We start from the raw sequence: 14,259 nt of genomic DNA, 5'->3' as shown, positions 1-14,259 counted from the left end.
TGGCTGGAGCACGGACCGCAGGGCGGGCATGCCGCCCTGCGCGACGGTCAGTTGCGGGGAGCGGGAACGCCCCCAGGTGGGAGGTCGGACCGGCCGACTCCCACGCCGGGGGGCGACCCGGGCGTCCGGGGCCACTCGGGCCACTCGGGCCACTCGGGCGATCCGGGCGCGCGCCGGTGCGCCTCAGCAGTCGCGCCGGCGCGAGGCCGCCCGATGCGGCTCAGTCGACGTACCGGTCGGCCGCGTCGAGGGCCTCGTCGAGGATCGCCAGGCCCTCCCGGGCCTCCTCGTCGGTGATGTTGCAGGGCGGCACCATGTGGATGCGGTTGTAGTTGTAGACCGGCCACATGCCGCGCTCCTTGCACGCCGCGACGACCTCGTCCACCGGGCGGGTCTGGGCGCCGCCGGCCGCGTACGGGACGAGCATCTCCCGGGTCTCACGGTTGCGGACCAGCTCCACCGCCCAGAACACGCCCAGACCGCGGACCTCACCGACCGAGGGGTGCCGGGAGGCGATCTCCCGCAGGCCCGGGCCGAGCACCTGCTCGCCGATCCGGGCGGCGTTCTCGACGATGCCCTCCTCCTTCATCGCGGTGATGGTCGCGACGGCGGCGGCGCAGGCGAGCGGGTGGCCCGAGTAGGTCAGGCCGCCGGGGTAGGCCACGTCGTGGAAGGTGGCGTACACGGCGTCCGAGATGATCACGCCGCCGAGCGGCACGTAGCCGGAGTTGACGCCCTTGGCGAAGGTGATCAGATCGGGCGTCACCCCCCAGTGGTCGATGGCGAACCACTCGCCGGCCCGGCCGAAGCCGGACATCACCTCGTCGGCGATCAGCATGATGCCGTACCTGTCGCACAGCGCGCGCACGCCCGCCAGGTACCCGGCCGGCGGGACCAGGATGCCGGCCGTGCCCACCACGCTCTCCAGCACGATGGCGGCGATGGTCGACGGGCCCTCGAACGCGATCACCTGCTCCAGGTGGGCCAGCGCCCGGGCCGACTCCTCGGCCTCCGTGGTCGCGTGGAAGTGCGAACGGTAGAGGTAGGGCCCGAAGAAGTGCGCGATGTTGCCGGAGGCACTGCCGGAGTTCTCGTTGGCCCAGCGCCGAGGGTCCCCGGTGAGGCTGATCGCCGTCGCCGTCCCGCCGTGGTACGAGCGGTAGGCGGAGAGCACCTTGGGACGCCCGGTGTGCATCCGGGCCATCCGGACGGCGTGCTCGTTGGCATCGGCCCCGCCGTTGGTGAAGAACACGTGGTTGAGGTCGCCGGGCGCGAGCTCCGCGATCAGCCGGGCCGCCTCGCCGCGCTTGTCGTTGGCGAAGGTGGAGGCGATCATGCAGATCCGGTCGGCCTGCTCCTTGATGGCCGCGACCACCTTGGGGTGGGCGTGCCCGATGTTCAGGTTGATGAACTGCGAGGAGAAGTCGAGGTAGCGCTTGCCGCTGTAGTCCCAGAAGTGCCGGCCGGCGGCGCCCGCCACCGGGATGGGGTTGACCGCGCCCTGGGCGGCCCAGGAGTGGAACAGGTGCGCCCGGTCGTCCGCGAAGACCCGCTCGCCCTCCCGGGGGTCCGGTGTGCCGGCGGGGGACTGCTGGATGGACGGAGCGGGGGCGGACAGGTCTTCGGTGGTCATCAGTACCTCGATCGGGGGTTGTCGGTGAGCGTGGGGAGCGCCGTGCCCGGCAGGGCCAGGCGCTCCTGTTCGAGGAAGTAGTGGATGTCGGCGTTGGCCGCCTCGATCAGCGTCCGGGCCGCCGCGCCCTCGCCGGCGCCCTTGCCATCGCGCAGCCACGTGGCGTGCCGGCGCAGCACCGCGCCGGAGAACGGAAGCGACCCGCTGTCGGCGTAGCGGATGGCACCGGAGGCGTCCCGCCGGGGGATCACCCGGGAGTGCGCGTGGACGCTGGCGCTGAACGGGATGTCCAGGCGGCCGCCGGCGAAGGCCGCCTCGATGCCGGCGATCAGGTCCTCGCCGGCGAGGACCGGCTCGACGAGTTCGGCGACCTCCCGCTCGATCCAGTGCAGTTCCTCGGCCACCCGGTCCTCGTCCACCCGGACGAAGTCCAGCAGCTGCGAGGCGCCGAGGGCGGCGGCGCGGATCCCGTCGGCGTTGGCCGCCACGTCCGGGATGCCGTACGCCTCCTGGACGGTCTTGTTGATCACCTTGGTGGCGCCGCCGAGCCGGGCCGTCAGCCCGCCGTGCACGATCAGCAGGTTGGCGAAGTCGGGTGTCCGGGGGAAGACGCCCATGAACTCGTGCAGCACCGGGTAGACCTCGACGCCGGGGCCGAGGTAGCGGGCGGCGAGCGAGCGCACCGCGCGCAGCGCGGCGATGTCCTGGTGCATCTCGCCGGCCTGCGGGTACGCCACCGACAGGCACCGCACCCCCTCCCGGACGGCGGCGACGGCCTCCAGCAGCGTCATCGCCAGGCTGATCGAGGGCGGTATCAGCACCGCCGTCAGGGTCCCGAACAGCTCCCGGTCGAGCACCACGCCGGCCCGGGCCAGCTCGCCGCAGAGCGCGTCCACCTGCTGCCAGGCCCGCAGCGAGTCGCCCAGCGGGACGTTCTTGGAGTAGGGCAGGTTGTAGCCGATGCCGCCGCCCTCGTAGGACGTGATGCCGGCGGCGACGGCCACCGCGAACAGGTCGCGCCCGTCGGGTGAGCCGTGCCGTACCTCCAGTGGGACGGCCACCGCCTCGCCCAGGTCGCGCCCGCGCTGCCAGCCGTGCGCGACCAGCGGGTAGCCGTTGAGGTCGGCCGGCGCGGTGCGCAGCAGCTCCCGCGCGGTGTCGAACCTCCTCAGCCGGGTGTGCGAGTCGATGGTGAGCGAGAGGATGCCGGGGCCCGCCGGCTCCAGCCCGCGCAGCAGCGCCCGCATCTGCTCGTGCCCGCCCACCCCGCAGCGCGGCTGGACGGTGGGCCGTCCGGCCGCCTCGGCGGCACGCAGCACGTCGACGGCGCTGCGCCGGGCGGGATCGCGCAGGTACGCCAGGATGTCGGACCAGTCCGGCAGGTCGGCGGCGACCCGCGGATCGAGTTCGAGTCCGTTCAGCTCAGCCATTCTGCAGCTCGGCCGCCTTCGCGGCCTGGAGCATGTCGAGCAGCAGCACGAGCTCGTTGGCGTCCGGGAGCAGGTGGTCCACGCCCAGGTCGTACAGCCGCTGGAGGTCGGCCTCGCTCTTGCGGCTGCCGACCGACAGGTTGCCGCCCACCACGACCGGGCGGCCGAGCCGGCCGGCGGCGCGCAGCTCGGGCAGGGTTCTCAGGTCCTGGTGGGCGTGTCCGTTGAGGCTGCCGATCAGGACGGCCTCGGCCTCGGGGTGGAGCTCCAGGGCGTCGGCGAAGTCGCTCAGCGGGGTGCAGACGCCGAGGTTGATCACGGTGAAGCCGTGCTCGATCAGCTGCATGCGGATCAGATGGTTGGCGACGGCATGCGAGTCGCTCTCCGCCACGCCTAGGATGACCAGGCGTTCCTGCGGCTCCCTGAGGGTGTTCACGGGCAACCCTTCTGTTGTGCTGGCTGGTGGTCAGTCGTCGAAGGCGGCGAAGAGTTCACGGTGGTTCACCTCGGCGAGCCGGTCGGGGTGGTACTCGGCCGGATCCGCGGCCCGTAGCGAGTCGAAGACCAGGTCGATCGCCGGGACCAGGCCCCACACCTCGCGGTAGGGCGGCCAGCCGGGCGTGCCTCGCCGGTGGTCCTCCTCGCGGGCGAAGAGGTAGTTGGCCCAGTTCCGGCTCATCGGGTGCCGGTGGTGGAAGTCGTGGACGACGGTGTCGCCGGTCAGTACCAGGTACCGGGCGGGGAAGTGGACCAGCAGCATCCTGGCCCACCAGCGCAGCCAGGCCGCCGGGCGCCGGGCCGGCGGCAGATCCGGTTCGGGCGCCGGCTCCCCGATGAAGATGGCGTTGGTCAGGCCGGCGAAGTACTCCTTGCCGCGCCGCGGTTCCTGCCCGGGGGAGGGGAAGGTGTGCTTGACGCAGAGCCGCAGGATGTTGCTGACCTGGTAGAGGAGGGTCATCGGCACCACCCAGGCGACCAGGAGGTGGACCCACAGGTGCAGCCCGGTGGCCAGGCCCGCGGCCAGTACGGCGGCCGCCAGCGCGCCCGCCCGCCAGGCCGGCGTCGCGGAGTGGAAGTAGGACCGGAACCGGGCGTACAGGAAGCGCAGGTGGAACGCGGGCGAGACGGTCTTCCCGATGACCCGCCGCCACATCTGACGGCGGGTCATGCCGGGGCGCAGCTCCAGGCTCACCAGGAACGCCTGCACGGTCGGGTCGCGCAGGGTCATGTGGTGCAGGGCGTGGTGGTCGCTGATGTGCTCCGAGCTGTACCGCTCGAAGTCCTGGATCATCAGCAGGGCCGCGATCAGCCGGCCGAGGACGGCGTCCGGCCCGCGCCGCCCCCACATGTTCTGGTGCGCGCACTGGTGGTAGATCATCATGCGCAGGTTCCGGGCGCCGTGCAGGGTCATCGCCCAGCCGGGCAGCAGCAGCGTCAGCCACCAGCCGGCCGCCGACACCGCCGTGCAGCTGAGCAGCAGCCCGGCGGTCATCGACCCGACGGCGTTGACCAGATGCCTGGTCGGGGTCAGCGTGATCGGCCGCTGACCGGCGTGCGGCCGGCCGGTCAGCAGCGTCAGCGGAAGGGCGAGGGCGCGCGGCAACCGCTGCATGGACTCGCGCACCGGGTCGGGCGCGCAGAAGTCGTGGACGGGTTGCGCGGGCATGCCGTTCACCTCGGACATCGGCCGGTCTCTTTCCCCTGAACCTCGGACTGCGGCGTGGCGGTTCAGGACCCGGCCGCGGCTTCCTGGGCGGCTTCCTGCTCGGCGGCCAGCGCCAGCAGCTCGTCGATGACGCTGTCGAGCTGCGCGGTACTGGTGTCCGGGTTGAGCAGCATCAGCTTGAGGAAGACCCGGCTGCCGCCGCCCTCCTGGGGGATGTGGGTACGGGCCAGCAGCGCGCGGCCCTCGTGCATCACCCGGCGGCGCAGCGCGCCGTTGAACGCGTCGGCGTCCGAGCCGTCGGCGGGCAGGTAGCGGAACAGCACGGCGGTGAGCGGCGGTTCGGTGCCGAGCTCCAGCCGCGGTTCGGCGGTGATCCGGGCGGCGGCGTGCCGGGCGAGGTCGTGGCAGGTGTCGACCATCGCGGCCATCGTCTCCCGGCCCAGGGTCCGCATCGAGACCGCGATCTTCAGCGCGTCGACCCGGCGGGTGGTCTGCAGCGAGGTGTTCTGCGCGCCGATGTAGCCGGCGCACGTGTCGTCGTCGGCGCTCAGGCAGGTGGTGGGCTGGAGCCCGAAGGACACCATCGCCTCGGCCCGGCGGACCAGCAGCGCCGCCGAGGAGGCCGGGGCCCAGCCGAACTTGTGCAGGTCCATGGTGACGGAGTCGCAGTCGGCCAGGCCGTCCAGCATGCCACGCAGCCGGGGGGAGAACAGGGCGCCGGCGCCGTACGCGGCGTCGGCGTGCAGCCAGACGCCGTGCCGGCGGGCGATCGCCGCCAGCTCCGGCAGCGGGTCGACGATGCCCAGGTCCGTCGAGCCGGCCACGGCGACCAGCGCCACGGCGACCTTGTCCTCGGGGAGTTCGGTCAGGATGCGCTCGGCCTCCTCGGGGATCATCCGGCCGTTCTTGTCGATCGGCACGGTGATGATGTTGTCCTCGCCGATGCCCAGCAGCCGCACCGCCCGCTCGATCGAGAAGTGCACGCCCTGCGGGCAGAGCACCACGGGCTGGACGCCGAGCCGCAGCAGGCCCTCCTGGAAGGCGTACCGGCCGACCTTGTCGGCGAGCGTGGTGTCCCGCGCCATGGTCATCGCCATCAGGTTGGAGACGCTGCCGCCGGAGGTGAGCGTGCCGCCGGCCTCGGCCGGGTCGTAGCCGACCAGCTCGGCCAGCTGGGCGACCACCCAGCGGTCCAGCTCCAGCGCGAACGGGCCGCTCTCCCAGGCGTGCAGGGACTGGTTGAGGACGGCGCCGACCAGCTCGGCGGCGGCGGCCACGTCGGTCGGCGGCGGCTGCATCCGGGCCAGCGCCGCCGGGTGGGTGATGTCCACCGACCACTGGGCGTACGGGCGGATCAGGTCGCCGAGGACGGTGGCGCCGTCACCGCCCTGCGCGGGCAGCAGCGGAGCTTCGAGCGCCTGTCGGGCGGCGGCCCGCGCACCCTCGGGTCCGCCCGCGGCCACCGGCCCCAGCCTGGCGGCGGAGACCTCCTGCAGGATGTCCAGGGCGGTGTTCACCAGACCCCGTACGCTCTCCAGGCCGGCGGCGGTCCCGGCGGGCTGGTACAGCGGCCCGGGCACGGTCGTAGTCACGAATGCTCTCCTAGCTGGATGGTTCTCCGCGCGGCGGCACGGAGGGCGGCTCTCGGGTCGGGCGGGGCGGGTCAGGTCGGACGGGGCGTCGGACGGGGAAACGGCAGGCCGGACGGGACGTGGTGGCTCAGGCGGGCGGGGCCGCGGGTGCGGCCTCACGGTCGTCCGCGGCGGCGTCGGGCAGCTGGTGCGGCAGGTCGGTCGGGAAGTCCTTCAGCGCGGGCACCGGCGAGAAGGCCACCCACAGCAGGGCCAGCAGGAAGCCGGCGGCGGTCACCCAGAGCGTGGTGCGCAGGCCGACCGCGTCGCCGAGGTAGCCGCCGATCAGCGCGCCGAGCGGCAGCGGGCCCCAGGCGATGAAGCGGCAGCCCGCGTTGACCCGGCCCAGCAGGTGATCCGGGGTGATCACCTGACGCAGGCTCACGACATGGATCGTCGACATCGTCGAGCCGATGCCGCAGCAGGCGAACGCGGCGACGTACATCGCGTACGAGAGCACACCGGTGCCGGGCGCCAGCGGCACCAGCATCGGGCCGCCGCAGCACAGCACCAGCTCGGCGATCACCGCCCGGCCCAGGCCCAGCCGCTGCTTGAGCCGGCCCGCGGCGAGCGCGCCGACCAGCGAGCCGACGGCGCCCACGCCGAGCACCAGGCCGATGGTGCCGGGTCCCATGCCGAGCTCCCGCGCGGCGTAGAGCACGAAGACGGTCTGCAGCGACATCCAGCACAGGTTGTAGGTGCCGGCCTCCAGCGCGATCGCCCGGATGGAGGCGTTGCCGAAGACCATCCGCAGACCCTCGGCGATGCTCCGCGCGGTGGACGTGCGTTCCCGCACCGGGGCGGGGTGGGGCTCCGGCCGGCGGATCGCCAGCAGGCCGGCGACGGACACCAGGTAGGACAGGGCGTTGAAGAGCAGCGCCATCGGGGCGGTGATCCAGCCCACCAGCAGGCCGGCCAGGCCGGGGCCGCCGATCTGGGCGATCGAACTGGTGGCCTGGAGCTTGCTGTTGCCCTCCACCAGCTGCTCGCGCTCGATCAGCGAGGGCAGGTAGGACTGGTAGGAGATGTCGAACAGCACGGTGAGGGTGCCGACCGCGGCGGCCGCCAGGTACAGGTACTCGATCCGCAGCACCCCGAGGGCGGCGCACAGCGGCACGCTGCCGACCAGCAGCGCCCGGCCGAGGTTGCCGTAGATCATCAATGGCCGGCGGCGGCGCCGGTCGACCCAGACCCCGATGAACAGGGTCAGGCCCAGGAACGGCGCGTAGCTGGCCGAGTTGAGCAGCCCCAGCTGGGTGGAGGAGGCGTGCAGCTGGTAGACCGCCGCCAGTGGCAGCGCCAGCTGGGTGACCTGCGCGCCGAGCTGGGAGACGGCCTCGCCGGACCAGAGCTTGAGGAACTCCCGGTCCCGCCACAGGCCCCCGAACCGAGGGGCCCTCACGCCGCACCCACCGGCTCTCCGCCCGGCTCCGGGGCAGTGCCCGGCGCCGCGTGCGGAGCGGCGTCCGCGACGTGGAAGCAGCAGCCGATCTGCGCGCCGTTGGACATGCTGACGATGCCCACCTGCGGGTCGGGCGTGCCGCGGACCAGCATGCCCGCGTACGAGGAGCCGACCATCAGCACCCCGTACGCGACCACCATCTCCTCGAAGCCCCGGCCGCCGTCCTCGACGAACCGCTCGGCGACCGGCAGCACCCGCTCCTGGACCACGAACGGGCCGTCCACCGCACGCCGGATGTGCGCCTCCCACTCCTCCTGGCCGACCGACCAGCCCGGAATGACGCCGACCCCGCCGTAGAGCAGCGTGGGCTTGAGCGCCAGGCTGTCCTTGTTCGCCAGCACGTACGGCAGCAGGTCCACGCTCTCGCCGCCGCGCTGGACCTTCTCCTCGCGCAGGAACCTGGTCCACGGCAGGATGCGCTCGATCAGGTCGAGCTCGGCGGCGTCGAAGACACCGCGGTTGCGTTCGTCGCTGAGCATCGCCAGGCTGCCCTTGTTGCCGTACAGCTCACAGTCGAGGCCGGCGAACAGGAAGGTGTGGCCCTTGCCCACGGCGTCCAGCAGCGGGTCCACCAGGTCGTAGCTGCGCTGCTCGTCGGCCATCTCGCCGGGCAGGAAGATCCGGTAGACCACGTCGACCTTGCGGCCGTGGATGTACGGCACGCCGTCCCGGTAGTCGAACTCGCCGAGGTGGCAGACCACCGTGTCGAAGCCGTTGCGCAGCCAGTCCGGCACCACGAAGTCCAGCCAGGGCTTGGTCTTGACGTAGCCGTCAGGCCACTCGGTGAGCGCCAGTACCGGGCGCTGCGGCAGCTCGAAGCCCGCGTCGGCCGCCTCGGCGCGCAGCACCGCGGCGATCTGGGCGATCGGATCGGGGTGCACCAGGCCTTCGGCGTCCGCGAAGGCCCGGAACGCCCGGTTCTCGCGTACCGTGCGGGCGAACTCGCCCATCTGCCAACCACCCAGCGAGCTACCGGTGTTGAGCTCCATCAGCTTGAACCCGGCGGGCTCGCGGTACATGTCCGCCCGGGACATCGCGGGCATCCGCAGCCCGGCGCCGCGCATCACCAGGTCGATCTGGGTGGGCGTCATCCCGACGGCCTCGGCGAACGCCCGGCGGTCACCGCCGAAGAGCCGGTCCGGGATGGTGGTGAGCAGCTCGAACAGGCCGTTCAGGTCGGCCTCCAGCCGCAGCCGGTCGGCGGTCGCCAGGAACACCGGCCGGTTGAGCGACTGCCCACCGCCCGCGCCGTAGCTGATCCAGTCGTTGCGCACCCCGGGGACGACCATGTTCTCCAGGCCGCGCTCCAGCGCCAGGTACCGGCGGGTGACGGGGTTCTCCATCAGCACGCCGAGCGCGTCCAGCGGCGAGCCGGCCAGTACCGGGCGCACCTCGGCCTCCGCGTCGTCCAACGCCCGGGTACAGCCGCGCTCGTCGTCCGCGACCGCGATCACGGCGGCGGTACGCGGGGTGAGCGCCTTCGGCGGCAGCAGCAGCTCGGCGCCGGGGCGGGCCAGCACCACCACCTCGGCCACTCCGGGCACCTCGGCGGCCGCGCCCAGCTCCAGCCGCTCCAGCACGCCGTCGTGCGGCGGGTACAGGAAGCGCACCTCGGCGCAGCGCTCGTGCGCCGGCGTCAGGTCGGGCCGGCGGCCGAAGGCGAGGTCGGCCGCCGCCAGCGGCAGGTCGATCCCGGTGGCCAGCGCGCCCAGGTGCGGGATGAGGTCCCCGCCGAGGCGGCCGTTCAGCTCGATCAGCCGCGGACCTGAGGCGGTCAGCCGGATCTCGGTGTGGGTCACGCCCTGGTCGACGCCCAGCGCCTTGTGCGCCGCCCGGACCAGCTCGGTGACCTCGGCCGCCCACGGCTCGTGCCGCCAGGGGCCGACCAGGTGCCCGACCTCCTCGAAGGCCGGGTCGAAGCCCAGCCGCTTGCGCGCGACGAAGACCGGCTCGGCCTCGCCGTCGGACACACAGCTGTCGATGCTGATCTCGGGCCCCTCCAGGAACTCCTCGACCAGCACCCCGCTCTCGGCCCGCAGCCCGGGGAAGGTGGTGCCGGCGACCAGCGCGTACGCCTCGCCCAGCTGCTGCGCCTCACGGACCACGGTGACGCCCATGCTGCCGGCCAGCGCACGCGGCTTGAGCACCACCGGGTAGCCGATCTCGGCGGCGGCGGCCCGCGCCTGCTCGGCGGTGTGCGCCAGCCGGTGGCGTACACCCGGCAGGCCGGCGGCGTCCAGCAGCGACCTGGTGGTGTACTTGTCGCGGCAGGCGACGGCCCCGCGCACCGACAGGTGCCGCAGGCCCAGCTGCTCGGCGACCTCGGCGGTGGCGATCAGCGACAGCTCGTCCCAGGTGTACAGCCCGGCGCCGCCCGGCGCCTGCTCCTCGGCCAGCAGCTCCTGCACCGCGCCGCGCAGCGCCCCGGCGTCCGTGGTGTCGGCGATCCGGTACGCCGAGACGTACCGCTGCTCCCAGGTGACGGGCTGGGAGGTCACCAGCGCGATCTCGTGGCGCGAGGCCAGCGAGGCCATCGCGTACTCGCGGTACTCCTTCAGGCGGCTGCCCACCACTATGAGACGGCTCTTCCTGTCTCGCATCGGGCCGTTCACCGCTTCCTTTCGTTGTCGAGTGCCTGCCGTCGCCGTTCGCGCGCTCGCGCGGTCGGGGGTTCAGGCGGGTAGGGACTCGCAGTGCATGCTGAACGCGGTCGCGGTCCGGACGATCGCGGCCTCGACCTCCCGGCTGGAGGCCCCCCTGAACCGGAACCGGGCGGCGACGTGCTCGTAGCCGCCGGTCCGGGGAATGAGCGCGCCCGGGGCGGGCACCACCCGGGCGTACGGGCCGTCCTCCGGCCCGGGGCCCGAGTCGACCTCGATGACCCGGCAGGGCGGCTCGACCGGCACCGGCAGCAGCAGCCAGCCGGCCGTGCGCCCGGGGCCGAGCAGCCCCTCGGCGGGCGTGCGCCCGAGCTGGATGTCCATCGCCGCGGCCATCAGGTCGACCTCGTGGACCTCCCGCCAGACGAACGGGATCTCCGCCCCGCCGACCCGGGCGCCGGCCTCCAGGAAGGTCGGCCGCGGCGCGCCGTCCGGGCCGGTGCCGACGAACGCCTCCAGGTGGAACACCCAGGGCAGGCCGTCGCCCAGTGCCCCCGCCACCGCGGCCGTGAACTCCTCGATCGGACCGAGCAGTTCGGGGTCGTCCACCTCCACCGAGCCGAGGAACGCGCCCTCGGTGAACTCCCGGCAGCTGTTGACATAGCGCGAGGCGCGCCACGGGCCCAGCCGCTCTCCCGTCCACAGACCGTCGATGTGGAAGACCGGGTCGGCGACGAAGGACTGCACCAGGTGGGGTTCGGCGGCCAGGCCGCCGAGCGGCCCGGGGGCGCCGGCCGCCTCGGGAGCCCCCGGTGCCTCCGGTGCCCCCGGTGCCTCCGGGCTTCCGAGCCGCTCCAGATCCTGCGGGCCGGCGAGCACCCGCACACCGCGGCTGGCGGTGCCCCGCCGGGGCTTGACCACCACCGGCCAGCCGTGCTCCGCGGCGAACGCCGCCACGGCGGCGCGGTCCGGCGCGTCGGCGTACCCGGGCACCGGGACCCCCGCCCGGTCGGCCACGGCGACCATCGTCAGCTTGTCCCGGAACCGCTCCACGTCCAGGCTGCGCTGACCGGGCAGCCCCAGTTCGGCCCGCAGTTCGGCGGCGGTGTCGAGATCGCCCTCGTTCAGCGCCACCAGGTACCGGGCCGGGCCGAAACGCGCGACCAGGCCCGCCACCGCCGTCCGGACCTCGGCCAGCGAGTCCGTCGCCGCGACCACCGCCACGGCGGCCGCCGCCGGCGGCACCGAGGCCCGGCCGAGCTCCGTCGTGACGTAGCTGACCCGGCTCGCAGCGTGGTCGAGGTAGTCGGCGTAGTGCGCGTGCTGGTCGCGCCAGCGGTGCAGGACCACGATGTGCTCCCGCGGTGCGCCGGGCTGCTGCCGGGCGGCCGGCTCCTGCGCGGTCCCCGCCTCCCGGGCGGTCACGGCTTGCCGGCCGGTCACCGTCTGACGCGCGGTCACCGCTGCGCCTCCGGCTGCCGGGCGTGCGCCAGCCTCGCGTTGGCCACCACGATCTGGCCCAGCGCGATGCCGCCGTCGTTGGTCGGCACCTGCTGCTGGCAGTACGCCGCGAAGCCGGCCCGGCGCAGCTCCACCAGGCAGTTCACCAGCAGGAACTCGTTGAGGAAGACCCCGCCGGAGAGCACCACCTGACGGGTCGCCGCCTCGCCCTCGGCCGCACGGACGGCCAGGCAGCGATCCACGACCATGTCGACCACCGAGGAGTGGAAGCGCCGGCTGATGCCCGCCACGTCCACCCCGGCCGCCAGATCGGCGGCCAGCGCCCGGACCACCGGGCGCGGATCGATCTCGGGCACCCCGCCCGGCCCGTCCCCGGCGCCGAAGCGGTAGCGCTCCGCCACCGGGGAGAGCGTGAGGTCGCGCTCCAGCAGCCCCTCCAGCTCGATCGGGCCCTGAGCCTCGTACTCGGCGTGCGTCGTGACCGCGAGCAGCGCCGCCACGCCGTCGAACAGCCGGCCCATGCTGGAGGCGAGCGGCGCGTTGACGCCGCGCTGCGCCATGGTGGCGAACACGTGCCGCTGCTGCTCGTCCAGGCGCTCCAGCACCGGGAACGCGGCCACGGCCTCGGCCGGATCGCCGAGGGCGTCCAGCGCCAGCGCGTAGCCCGTCCTGATCGGCTCCTTCACCGCGCGGTCGCCGCCGAGCAGCGGCACGGTGCGCAGGTGGGCTACCCGGCGGGCCTCGCGGTAGGAGCCGAGCAGGAACTCCCCGCCCCAGGTGGTGCCGTCCTCGCCGTACCCCGCGCCGTCGAAGACCACGCCGAGGGCGTCGCCGGTCAGCCGGTTCTCGGCCATGCAGGAGGCCATGTGGGCGTGGTGGTGCTGGACCTGGACCACCTCGCCGAAGGTGCCGCCCTGCTCCCCCAGCGCGAAGCGGGTGGCACGGAACTGCGGGTGCAGGTCGACGGCCGCGTGGCGGGGCGTCAGGTCGTGCAGGTGCGCCAGGTGCCGGGCGGTCTGGCGGTGCGACTCGAAGGTCTCGTCGTTCTTGAGGTCCCCGATGTGCTGGCTGAGGTACACCCGGGTGCCGCCGGCCAGCGCGACCGTGGTCTTGAGCTCGGCGCCGTAGGCGACCAGCGGCTCAAGCTCGACACCGACCTCCACCGGGTACGGCGCGTAACCGCGGGCCCGGCGCAGGAAGCTGACCACCGGTTCGTCCAGCTCGGGGTGCACGGAGTGGCGCACCAGCGAGTCGTCGACCCGGATCTCGATCTCGCGGTCGTTGTGGAGGATCACGTCGGCGATGTCGAAGAGCTGCCCGAGGGCGTCCTGGTTGCGGTACGCGATCGGGTATCCGGAGACGTTGCCGCTGGTCATCACCAGGGCGTCCAGGCAGGCGTGGTCCACCAGCAGGTGGTGCTGGGGCGCCGAGGGCAGGATGACGCCGAGGTTGGGGTTGCGCGGGGCGATCGTCTCCGGCAGCCCGCCGGCCCGCTTGCGCAGCAGCACGATCGGGCGGGCCGGGGAGCCGAGCAGCTCGGCCTCGGCCTGCCCGAAGGAGGCGAAGCCGGCGACGCTCTCCAGGTCGCGCGCCATGACGGCGAACGGCTTGGAGTCCCGTCGCTTGCGCTCGCGCAGCAGGGCGACGGCCCCGGCGTTGCGGGCGTCCACCGCCAGGTGGAAGCCCCCGACGCTCTTGACCGCGACGATCCCGCCCTCGGCCAGCGCCGCCGTGGCGGCGGCCAGCGCCTGCTCGCCGTGGTGCCGGGCGCCGGCCCGGTCCTGCGACGTCAGCTGCGGTCCGCAGTCCGGGCAGGCGTTGGGCTGGGCGTGGTAGCGGCGGTCCAGCGGGTCGGCGTACTCCCGGGCGCACGGCCCGCACATGGTGAACGCCGCCATGGTGGTCTGTGCCCGGTCGTACGGCAGGGCCCGGACGATGGAGTAACGCGGCCCGCAGTTGGTGCAGTTGATGAACGGGTAGCGGTGGCGCCGGTCGGCCGGGTCGCGCAGCTCCGCGAGGCAGTCGGCGCACACGTGCGCGTCGGACGGCACCACGGTGACCTTGCGGCCGGCGTGCACGCTCTCCCGGATGACGAAGCCCTCGTCCGCCGTGGCGTCCGGTGTCAGCTCCTCCACCTGGACGGCGTTCACCCGGGCCTGCGGCGGGGCCTGCGTACGCAGCTCCTCGCCGAATCGGGCCAGCACCCGCGGGGGGCCGCTGACCTCGATCAGCACGCCCTCGGGGTCGTTGAGGACCCAGCCCGTCAACGCGTGCGTGAGCGCCAGCTTGTAGACGAAGGGGCGGTAACCCACCCCCTGCACCACTCCGCTGACGCGGATGCGCCGGCGACCCGTCGGATCGCTGTTCTCCATCGTC

9 protein-coding genes are annotated in these 14,259 nt (G+C 73.5%); all 9 read right to left on the bottom strand.

Going from position 1 to position 14,259, the window contains the following annotated elements:
* Positions 1 to 220: 220 nt before the first annotated feature.
* The 9 genes from ACIBH3_RS28215 to hypF all read right to left on the bottom strand — a co-directional run bounded on the left by ACIBH3_RS28215 (position 221) and on the right by hypF (position 14,255).
* Positions 221 to 1,633: an aspartate aminotransferase family protein gene (locus tag ACIBH3_RS28215; RefSeq protein WP_396314907.1), complete on the bottom strand. Its 1,413-nt coding sequence runs from the start codon at positions 1,631 to 1,633 to the stop codon at positions 221 to 223.
* Positions 1,633 to 3,063 carry a methylaspartate mutase gene (locus ACIBH3_RS28210; protein ID WP_396314906.1) on the bottom strand — a complete coding sequence of 477 codons (1,431 nt, stop codon included), beginning with the start codon at positions 3,061 to 3,063 and terminating at the stop codon, positions 1,633 to 1,635. Before ACIBH3_RS28210 ends, ACIBH3_RS28215 begins: the two co-directional genes overlap by 1 nt.
* A complete protein-coding gene (locus ACIBH3_RS28205; protein ID WP_396314905.1) occupies positions 3,056 to 3,499 on the bottom strand; it encodes a cobalamin-dependent protein in 444 nt (147 codons plus the stop codon). The genes ACIBH3_RS28210 and ACIBH3_RS28205 overlap by 8 nt, the downstream gene beginning before the upstream one ends.
* A gap of 30 nt (positions 3,500 to 3,529) precedes the next feature.
* Entirely contained in the window at positions 3,530 to 4,747 is a 1,218-nt protein-coding gene (locus ACIBH3_RS28200; RefSeq protein ID WP_396314904.1) for a fatty acid desaturase, read from the bottom strand.
* 44 nt (positions 4,748 to 4,791) lie between these two features.
* Positions 4,792 to 6,321: a pyridoxal phosphate-dependent decarboxylase family protein gene (locus ACIBH3_RS28195; RefSeq protein ID WP_396314903.1), complete on the bottom strand. Its 1,530-nt coding sequence runs from the start codon at positions 6,319 to 6,321 to the stop codon at positions 4,792 to 4,794.
* Positions 6,322 to 6,448: 127 nt separating this feature from the next.
* Entirely contained in the window at positions 6,449 to 7,762 is a 1,314-nt protein-coding gene (locus ACIBH3_RS28190) for an MFS transporter (RefSeq protein ID WP_396314902.1), read from the bottom strand.
* Positions 7,759 to 10,422: an ATP-grasp domain-containing protein gene (locus ACIBH3_RS28185; protein WP_396314901.1), complete on the bottom strand. Its 2,664-nt coding sequence runs from the start codon at positions 10,420 to 10,422 to the stop codon at positions 7,759 to 7,761. Before ACIBH3_RS28185 ends, ACIBH3_RS28190 begins: the two co-directional genes overlap by 4 nt.
* A gap of 72 nt (positions 10,423 to 10,494) precedes the next feature.
* Positions 10,495 to 11,883 (bottom strand): acetyl-CoA carboxylase biotin carboxylase subunit family protein, encoded by a 1,389-nt coding sequence (locus ACIBH3_RS28180; RefSeq protein WP_396314900.1) that lies wholly within the window; start codon positions 11,881 to 11,883, stop codon positions 10,495 to 10,497.
* Positions 11,880 to 14,255 carry a carbamoyltransferase HypF gene (gene hypF / locus ACIBH3_RS28175; RefSeq protein ID WP_396314899.1) on the bottom strand — a complete coding sequence of 792 codons (2,376 nt, stop codon included), beginning with the start codon at positions 14,253 to 14,255 and terminating at the stop codon, positions 11,880 to 11,882. The genes ACIBH3_RS28180 and hypF overlap by 4 nt, the downstream gene beginning before the upstream one ends.
* Between the last annotated feature and the right edge of the window lie 4 nt (positions 14,256 to 14,259).

The organism is Kitasatospora sp. NPDC050543 (genome assembly GCF_044457565.1).
Lineage (GTDB): Bacteria > Actinomycetota > Actinomycetes > Streptomycetales > Streptomycetaceae > Kitasatospora.
This window is presented reverse-complemented; position numbering and strand designations above follow the sequence as displayed.

Excerpts from the sequence above, each read along its gene's own strand:
- ACIBH3_RS28215 (WP_396314907.1), bottom strand. The coding sequence starts at position 1,633 with ATGACCACCGAAGACCTGTCCGCCCCCGCTCCGTCCATCCAGCAGTCC.
- ACIBH3_RS28210 (WP_396314906.1), bottom strand. The coding sequence starts at position 3,063 with ATGGCTGAGCTGAACGGACTCGAACTCGATCCGCGGGTCGCCGCCGAC.
- ACIBH3_RS28200 (WP_396314904.1), bottom strand. The coding sequence starts at position 4,747 with ATGTCCGAGGTGAACGGCATGCCCGCGCAACCCGTCCACGACTTCTGC.
- ACIBH3_RS28185 (WP_396314901.1), bottom strand. The coding sequence starts at position 10,422 with ATGCGAGACAGGAAGAGCCGTCTCATAGTGGTGGGCAGCCGCCTGAAG.
- hypF (WP_396314899.1), bottom strand. The coding sequence starts at position 14,255 with ATGGAGAACAGCGATCCGACGGGTCGCCGGCGCATCCGCGTCAGCGGA.